The 8,070-nt window shown below is 71.9% G+C and carries 11 protein-coding genes; all 11 read left to right on the top strand.

Going from position 1 to position 8,070, the window contains the following annotated elements; translation table 11 throughout:
• Positions 1-184 (top strand): P27 family phage terminase small subunit (locus EV657_RS20755; RefSeq protein ID WP_166673755.1); only part of this gene is annotated, 184 nt, incomplete at its 5' end.
• Positions 171-1,832, top strand: a complete 1,662-nt coding sequence (locus EV657_RS20750) for a terminase large subunit (protein ID WP_134079726.1) — start codon at positions 171-173, stop codon at positions 1,830-1,832. The genes EV657_RS20755 and EV657_RS20750, both read left to right, overlap by 14 nt.
• Positions 1,829-3,142 carry a phage portal protein gene (locus EV657_RS20745; protein WP_425057278.1) on the top strand — a complete coding sequence of 438 codons (1,314 nt, stop codon included), beginning with the start codon at positions 1,829-1,831 and terminating at the stop codon, positions 3,140-3,142. The genes EV657_RS20750 and EV657_RS20745 overlap by 4 nt, the downstream gene beginning before the upstream one ends.
• A complete protein-coding gene (locus tag EV657_RS20740) occupies positions 3,142-4,059 on the top strand; it encodes a S49 family peptidase (protein ID WP_134079725.1) in 918 nt (305 codons plus the stop codon). The genes EV657_RS20745 and EV657_RS20740 overlap by 1 nt, the downstream gene beginning before the upstream one ends.
• 80 nt (positions 4,060-4,139) lie before the next feature.
• Entirely contained in the window at positions 4,140-5,486 is a 1,347-nt protein-coding gene (locus tag EV657_RS20735; RefSeq protein WP_134079723.1) for a phage major capsid protein, read from the top strand.
• 38 nt (positions 5,487-5,524) lie between these two features.
• Complete coding sequence (locus EV657_RS20730) at positions 5,525-5,869, top strand: hypothetical protein (RefSeq protein ID WP_134079722.1); 345 nt, start codon at positions 5,525-5,527, stop codon at positions 5,867-5,869.
• Positions 5,866-6,429: a head-tail connector protein gene (locus EV657_RS20725; RefSeq protein WP_134079720.1), complete on the top strand. Its 564-nt coding sequence runs from the start codon at positions 5,866-5,868 to the stop codon at positions 6,427-6,429. The genes EV657_RS20730 and EV657_RS20725 overlap by 4 nt, the downstream gene beginning before the upstream one ends.
• A 13-nt stretch (positions 6,430-6,442) precedes the next feature.
• Positions 6,443-6,784, top strand: coding sequence for a head-tail adaptor protein (locus EV657_RS20720; protein ID WP_134079718.1), 342 nt, complete (start codon positions 6,443-6,445; stop codon positions 6,782-6,784).
• Positions 6,781-7,278 (top strand): HK97-gp10 family putative phage morphogenesis protein, encoded by a 498-nt coding sequence (locus EV657_RS20715; protein WP_134079717.1) that lies wholly within the window; start codon positions 6,781-6,783, stop codon positions 7,276-7,278. The genes EV657_RS20720 and EV657_RS20715 overlap by 4 nt, the downstream gene beginning before the upstream one ends.
• A complete protein-coding gene (gene gp17, locus EV657_RS20710) occupies positions 7,275-7,694 on the top strand; it encodes a tail completion protein gp17 (RefSeq protein WP_134079715.1) in 420 nt (139 codons plus the stop codon). Before EV657_RS20715 ends, gp17 begins: the two co-directional genes overlap by 4 nt.
• Positions 7,691-8,070 (top strand): phage tail tube protein (locus tag EV657_RS20705; protein WP_208323337.1); only part of this gene is annotated, 380 nt, incomplete at its 3' end. The genes gp17 and EV657_RS20705, both read left to right, overlap by 4 nt.

Raw genomic sequence — 8,070 nt, 5'->3', positions numbered from 1 at the left:
GACCCGGAACGGGCGGCAGCAGAAGAAGCGCGCGGTCTGGGGCCAGCGCCAGGACGCCATTGCCACCATGAACCAGCTCGCCGCGCGGTTCGGCATGACGCCGGTCGACGAGGCGCGGATGAGCGCGGGCGGCCAGGGCGATCTCTTCGGCGAGATCCTGAGGACCCTCGATGGAACCGATTGACCATCCCGTGTCGCGCTATGCGCTCGACGTGATCGAGGGGCGCGAGGTGGCGGGCGCGCTGGTGCGGCTGGCCTGCGAACGCCATCTGATGGATCTGGAAACCGGCGCCGACCGCGGGCTCTGGTTCGATTGCAAGGCGGCCTCGCGCGTCCTGAACTTCGCGCGGCTGATCCAGCACACGACGGGTCCGGCGGCGGGCCGCCCGCTGGATCTGACCCCCTGGCAGGTCTTCCGGCATGGCTCCGTCTTCGGCTGGAAGCAGGATGACGGGCTGCGCCGGTTCCGCACCACCTATCATCAGGTCGCGAAGAAGAACGGCAAGACCACCGACACGGCGGTGCCGATGCTCTACACCCAGCTCTTCGACGGCGAGGCGGCGCCGCAGGGCTTCTGCACCGCGACGACGCGGGACCAGGCGGGGCTTCTCTTCCGCGAGCTGCGGCGGATGATCAAGGCCGCGCCCGCGCTCTCGGCCTTCATGGACACGGGCAACAAGCACCTGATCTCGACCGCGATCACCAATGGCACGATCCGGACGCTGAGCCGCGACGGCAATTCCGCCGATGGCATCAACCCCAGTTTCGTGGCCCGCGACGAGGTGCACCGCTGGACCGACCGCGAACTGGCCGAGGTGGTGGTCAACTCGATGATCGCCCGCGCCCAGCCCATCGACTGGGCGATCACCACGGCAGGCGCCGACATGGCCTCGATCTGCGGCGAACTGAGGGAGTATTCCGCGACCGTGCTGCGCGGCGACGTGGCCGATGACAGCTTCTTTGCCTATGTGGCTGAGCCGCCTGCCGATTGCGATGTGGGCGATCCGGTGGCCTGGAAGATGGCCAATCCCAATCTGGGCGTAGCCTTCAGCGAGGATCGGTTCGCGGAACTTTACCGCGAGGCGACGGTGATCTCGGGCAAGATGCCGAACTTCCGGCGGCTGCACATGAACCTCTGGACCGAGGGCGCGCAGTCCTGGATCGAGCGCGAGATCTGGGACAAGGGCGCCGAGCCCTTCGCGCCCGAGGCGCTCTACGGCCGCCCCGCCTGGGTGGGGCTGGACCTGTCGAAGACGACCGACCTCACCTCGATCTGCGTCGCGATCCCGAAGGACGGGCAGGTGTACCTGATCAGCTATTCCTTTCTGCCCTCGGGGCCGAAGGGCTTCATCGCCCGGGCGCAATCGGAAAAGCGGGACTATGTCGCCTGGCGCGATCAGGGCTGGCTGGAGGTGCATGGCGGCGGCGTGATCGACGAGGACCGGGTGATCGAGCGGCTGGAGTGGATCCGGGCGCGTTTCGATCTGCGCGAGCTCTCCTATGACCGCTGGGGGATGAAGTATGTGGCGAAGGAGCTGGTCAAGCGGCGGTTCCCGCTGGTCGAGCACGGCCAGGGCTATGCCTCGATGTCCTCGCCGATGAAGCGGTTCGAGCGGGCGGTGGCGCAGGGGCGGATCCGGCATGGTGGCAATCCGGTGCTGGCCTGGGCGGTGGGCAATGTGCATCGCGACGAGGATGCGGCCGAGAACATCAAGCCCAACAAGGCGCGCTCGAAGGGGCGGATCGATCCGGCGGTGGCCGCGATCATGGCGCTCGGCCGCGCCGAGGCCGAGGCGGGCAAACGCAAGGCACGGGACGTGGCAACGGTATGATCGGACTTCCTTTCCTCACCCGCGGCCGGTCGCGGCCCGAACTCCGGCAGGATCAGCGGCGCGAACCGCCGGTCACGGCCGGCATGGCCTCGGCTATGGCCTCGGCCGGGCCTGTCGATCCCTCGGGCACGCGCGATCCTTCGCCGTGGTTCGGCGATCTCTGGGCGGGCGGGCAATCCCGCGTGCGCTCGCTGCCGGTGGTGACGCCGCTGGTGGCCCAACGCCATGCCACGGTCTTTGCCTGCTGCAACGTGATCGCGGGCGATCTCGCCAAGGTGCCGCTGCGCCTCTACCAGCGGATGGGGCCCAGCCGGGCCGAGCCGGTGGTCGAGCATGCCGCGACCTATCTGCTGAATACGGAATCCGCGCCGGGCGTGGCCGCGAGGGTCGCGCGCTTTGCCCTCGTCTATGCCTTCGCGCTGCGCGGCCGGGCCTATGCCTATGCGCCGCGCGACGGCGCGGGCGAGCTGACGCTTCTGGATGTGATCCGCCCCGATCTCTGCGGCGAGCTTCGCGACGGCCGGGCGCGCTTTTATGCCTTCGAGGACGGGGCCGGGATCCAGCGCCGGGCGCCGTCCCGCGCCATGGTGCATCTGCGCTACATGGCCGAGGACGGCTGGACCGGCCGCAGCCCCTTGCAGGTCGCGGCCGAGTCGGTCGGCCTGGCGCTCGCGGGCCAGGAGGCCGCGGCCCGCGCCGCCTCGGGCGTGCAGATGCGCGCGGTCCTGAAGATGGAGGATGTCTACGAGGACGACGAGGCCTGGCACCGCAATGCCCGCCGGGTCCGCAATGCCCTGATCGACCCCGAAGCGAACGGGATCCCGATCATCGGCGCGACCGACGACATCAAGTCGCTGGATCTCTCGGCCGCCGATCAGCAGCTGCTGGAAAGCCGCAAGTTCGACCGCGAACAGATCGCGGCGATCTACCGGGTGCCGCCCTCGAAACTGCAGATGCTGGAACACGGGGTGAAGGCCAACGGCCAGCAGCAGGCCATCGATTACAAGACCGACTGCCTGTTGCACTGGGGCGGCTTCGTCGAGGCGCAGCTGGCGCTCGGCGTGCTGACCGAGGCCGAGCGGCGCGCCGGGCTGTTCTTCCGGCACGATTACGACGCGCTGATGCAGGCGACGACGAAGGAGCGGTACGACGCGCTGAAGGCGGCGGTGGGCGGCCCGTTCCTGACCGCGAACGAGGCCCGCGCCGAGGACGGCCGCGCGCCCGTCGACGGCGGCGACCGGCTGAACCCGGCCGCGAACATGACGCGCAAAGAGGATGCCGGGGCCGAGACCGAAGAGGACAAGGACTGATGGAAACGACGATTGGCAGCCTTCTGGGCGCCGCCCCCTTGGCGCTCGACCGCAGCTTCGGCGCGGGGCTCCTGGGGCTGCCGCTGCCCGCCGCGCCTGCCGCCGGGCCTGCGCTTTCCGGGCCGGTCGAGGTCGCGCGGGGCGAGCGGTTCGCGGTCGCGCGGGGCGTGGCGGTGATGCCGGTGCGGGGGGTGCTGACGCCGAATGCCGAGATCCTCGAACGCTTCCTCGGCTGGGCGACCTTCGCGGGGATCGAGGCCTCCTGCGGGGCGCTGGCCTCGGCCGAGGACGTCGCGGCGGTGGTGATCGAGTTCGACACGCCGGGCGGGCTGGTGCTGGGGGGCGCGGCGGCGGCGGGGGCCATCGCGGCGCTGGCGGCGGTCAAGCCGGTCCATGCGCTGGTCAATCCGCTGGCGGCCTCGATGGGCTATCACCTGGCGAGCCAGTGCTCGGACATTGCGATGACGCCGGGCAGCCTCGCGGGTTCGATTGGCGTCATGCGCCAGGCGGGCTGGCCGGTCGGCCCCGATGGCGGGGGCAACCAGTGGCAGATCTTCACCTCGACCCATGCGCGCGCCAAGCTGCCGAACCCCGAGACCGAGGCGGGCCGGGCCGAGATCCGGCGCGATCTCGATGCGCACGAGGCGGCCTTCCATGCCGATGTGGCCCGCGGCCGGGGCATCGCCCCCGAGGATCTGGCCGCGCGGCTGTCGGTGACCGACGATCCGGTCGATGGCGGGGCGACCTTCGGGCCGGAAGCGGCCATCGCCCGCGGTCTCGCCGACCGCGCCGAGACCCGCGCGGCCTTCTATGACCGGATCTTTGCCGCCCACGCGCCCAGGCCCGCCGCCCGGCGGAGCTCGGGCCGGGGCCATCTGGCGCAAGCCGCCGCCGCGCAGGCCCGCGCCACGCTCTGAACTTCCCGACCTCGGGAACTTGCCGCCCCGTCCGGATCGCTCCGGGCGGGGCTTCTGCTTTTGCCAATCAGGAGACCGACATGCCCAAACCCCGTGACCTGAACGACCTGCGCCGGGAGCGCCGCGCGGCGGCCGAGCGGATGCAGGACCGCGCCGATGCGCTGGCCGCCCTCGAAGGCGCGGACACGCCCGATACCGAGGCCATCGCCGCGGCCGAGACCGCCTTTGCCGAGGCCCAGGCGGGCTTCGAGACGCTGAATGCCCAGGTCGGCCGGGCCGAGGCCGCCGAGGCCGCCCGCGCCGCTGCCGCCACGGGCGGCGACGATCCCGCGCCGGGAACGGGGGGGGCTGCCCCCACCGGCACGGCCCGGCCCCAACAGGCCGCGACCCCCCGCGATCCCGCGCATCGGGGCGTCGAGGTGGGCTTCATGCTGCATGCGCTGGCGGCCAGCCGGGGCGACCGCGAGCGCGCGGTGGCGCGGCTTGAGACCGATGGCCATTCCGGCATCGCCGCGATCATGTCGGGCGCCTCCGAGGCCGCGGGCGGCATCACCATTCCCGCCGCGCAATCCGAGGAACTGATCGCGCTGCTGACCCCGCGCGTGACCGTCCGCGCCTCGGGCGCGCGTACCGTGCCGATGCCCGCGGGCGCGCTGCGCACCGCGCGCCAGAGCGCGGGCGCGACCGCCGGTTACGGTGCCGAGACCTCGGCCATCGCCGAAAGCGAGATGAGCTTCGATGCGGTCGACAAGTCCTTCAAGCTCTTGCGCGCGCTGGTGCCGCTGTCGAACAGCCTCCTGCGGCATTCCTCGGTCGCCATGGCCCAGCATGCCCGCGACGATCTGCTGAAGGCGATGGCGCTGCGCGAGGATCTGGCCTTCCTGCGCGGCGACGGGTCGAATGACACGCCGAAGGGCCTGCGCAGCTGGGCGCTGGCCGCGAACTGGCGCGACGGCATCGCGGGCACGGCGGCGGCGGCCGAGGCGGCGGTCCGCTGGGCGGTCTCGACGGTCGAGGACGCCAATGTCGGCATGGTGCGCCCCGGCTGGATCATGCGCGCCTCGGCCAAGAACTGGCTCGCGAGCTTGCGCGATGACCGCGGCACCCCGGTCTTTCCCTCGATCGAGGCCAGCGGGACGCTGAAGGGCTACCCGATCCGCACCACCTCGCAGGTGCCCGACAATCTGGGCGCGGGCGGCGACGGGACCGAGATCACCTTCGCCGATTTCGACGAGGTGGTGATCGGGGACGCGATGCAGATCGCCATCGCCGCCTCGACCGAGGCCGCCTTCGTCGATGCCAATGGCGAGACGATCTCGGCCTTCCAGCGGGATCTGACGCTGATGCGCGCGGTCTCCGAACACGATCTCGCCCCCAGCCATGACGAGGCCATCGCGGGCTTCACCGCCACCGGCTGGTCGCTCTGAGCCCCGCCACCGTTCCCCAATTCCGAGAGGTATCCGACATGACCAAGGTCATTCTGAAGTTCCGCCGCGCCCACGGGCGCTACAACCGCGGCGAGGTGGCAGGCTTCGCGCCTGCGCTGGCCGCGAGGCTGACCCGGGGCGAGGACCCGGTCGCGACGGTCTTCGACCGGGCGGCCGAGGCGCAACTGGCGGCGGCGGCCGATCCGGGCGAGATCGAGGCCCGCGCCGCCGACCTGGCCGCGCGCGAGGCGGCGCTGGCCGCGCGCGAGGCCGCCCTGGCCCAGGCCGAGGCGAAGGCCCGGGCGGGCGCGCCGCCGAAGCAGGGGAAAGCGCCCGACAAAGCTCCCGACAAGGACCCCGCCAGGGAATCGGCCGGGGCATGATCCTGGCCGAGACCCCGCCTCTGGGCGTCAGTGTCGAGGCGTATAAACGCGCCTCGCATTGGGAGGGCGATGCGGACAATTCCCGGATCGAGGCCTGTCTCGCGGCGGCGCAATCGGCGGTCGAGACCGCCACGCGCCGTCCGCTGACCCCGCGCCGGGTCCGCTTCGAGACCGCGGCCGGACAGGGCCGCCGCTGGTGGGTGCCCGTCGCCCCGGTGCGGGAGATCGCGGAAATCCGCTGGACTGCCCCCGATGGCACGTCCGGCGATCTCGATGCCGGGGCCGCCTGGCTCCTCTTTGCCGACAGCGAGCCGCAGATCCTGTTCTCGGACGGGGCGCTGGCGGGCGTGCCGCCGGGATCTCCCCTGGCGATCACGCTTTCCGTGGGGCCGGACACCGTGCCGCCGACGCTGGCCCAGGCGGTGATCCTGATCGCGCGGGACTGGCTGGAGGCGGGAATCGCCATCGAGACGGTCGAAAGCCCCCGCATCGCCTTCGGGGCGCGGGCGCTGATCCGGCAGGCCCGCTACCGGCGCCCCGGGATATGGTGCCGCCGATGACCCGGTGCCGCCGATGAGCCCGCTGCTCGACCGGCGCGTCACCTTCGAACGCCAGGGCGCGGGGCGCAATGCGCTGAACGAACCCACGGGCGCCTGGGCGGGGATTGCCACGCTCTGGGCCGCGCGCACGGATCTGACCGAGACCGAACGCGCCGCGGCGGGCCAGATCGGCGCGGTGCGCGCGGCCCGCTTCACCCTGCGCCGCACCGCCCTGGCCGAGGGCCTGACCCGGACCCTCGGGCCTGCCGACCGGCTGCGGGCCGAGGGCCTGATCTGGAACATCACCGGCGTCACCGAACGCGGCCCCTGGATCGACGTCTCGGCCGTCAGCACCGGCCGGAAGGAGGAGGCATGAGCAGGCAACCCGTCTCGGTCGAGGGCTTGGCCGACCTGGAAAAGATGATGGTGGAACACCTGCCCAAATCGACCGGCCGGGGCGTTCTGCGCCGGGTCGGCACGGCGGCGCTGAAGATCTTCGTCGAGCGGGCGCGGGATCTGGCGCCGCGCGCCAGCGGCGATCTGGCCGAAAGCCTCGCGGTCTCGACCCGGCTTGACCCCAGACAGCGCCGCGATCACCGCAAGCTGGTCAGCGACGACAAGGCCGCCGTCGAGCTCTTCGGCGGCGCCGCGGCGCTCCCGCATGCCCATCTGGTCGAGTTCGGCACCGTCGAGCGGCATCTCGCAAGCGGCGGCTCGACCGGCACCATGCCCGCCCAGCCCTTCATGCGCCCGGCCTGGGACGCGACCCGCGACGCGGTGCTGGACGATATTGCCGACGGGCTCGGGCGCGAGATCGCCGCGACCGTCGCCCGCCGCGCGAAGCGGCTGGCGAGGAAAGCGGGCCGATGAGCCTCAAGGCCGACCTGACCGACCTGCTGCTGCGCGATCCGGCCCTCGCGGATCTGGTCGGCGCCCGCATCACCTGGGGCCGCCGCGCGCCGGGCGAGGGCCTGCCCGCGCTGGTGCTGACGCGGGTCGGCGCGACGCGCGACTATCACATGAAGGGCGTCACCACGCTGCGCCGGACCCGGATCCAGGCCGAGATCCTCGCCACCACGCTGGCCGAGGCGGGCGAGGTCGAGGCGGCGCTGACCGCCCGGCTCGACGGGATCCGCGGCCCCCATGGCGGGACGGATGTCCGCGGGATCTTCGTCGAGGCGCTCCGCGACGGGCTCGACACCGACCGGGACGGCAGCGGGATCCACCGGATCCTGGCCGACCTGATCGTCCATCACAGGCTTCACAACAAGGAGAACGAGAGATGAGCGAGGCGGATATCGCCTGGGGCTATGGCGTGGAGGTGGCCGAGGATGCCGCCGCCACGACCTTCCTCGACCTGGCCGAGGTCAAGTCGGTGGCATTGCCCGACCAGCAGCGCGACGAACATGACGCGACCCATATGAAGTCGCCGAACCGGACCAAGGAATCCCGCCCGGGGCTGCTCGATCCCGGCGAATGCACGGTCGGCATGAACTGGATCGAGGGCTCGGCCACCGACCGGCTGCTGATCGGGCTGAAGGCCTCGGGCGCGGTGCGCCAGATCCGGGTCACCTTCCCGGGCGGCACGGTCTGGCTCTTCGAGGGCTGGCTCAAATCCTACGCGCCGCCCGCCACCGTGGGCGAGTTCCAGGAGGTCTCCGC

This window comes from Rhodovulum visakhapatnamense, from assembly GCF_004365965.1.
In the GTDB taxonomy this organism is placed as follows: Bacteria; Pseudomonadota; Alphaproteobacteria; order Rhodobacterales; family Rhodobacteraceae; genus Rhodovulum; species Rhodovulum visakhapatnamense.
Note: the sequence above shows the minus strand (reverse complement) of the source record. Positions and strands in the feature narration are given on the sequence as shown.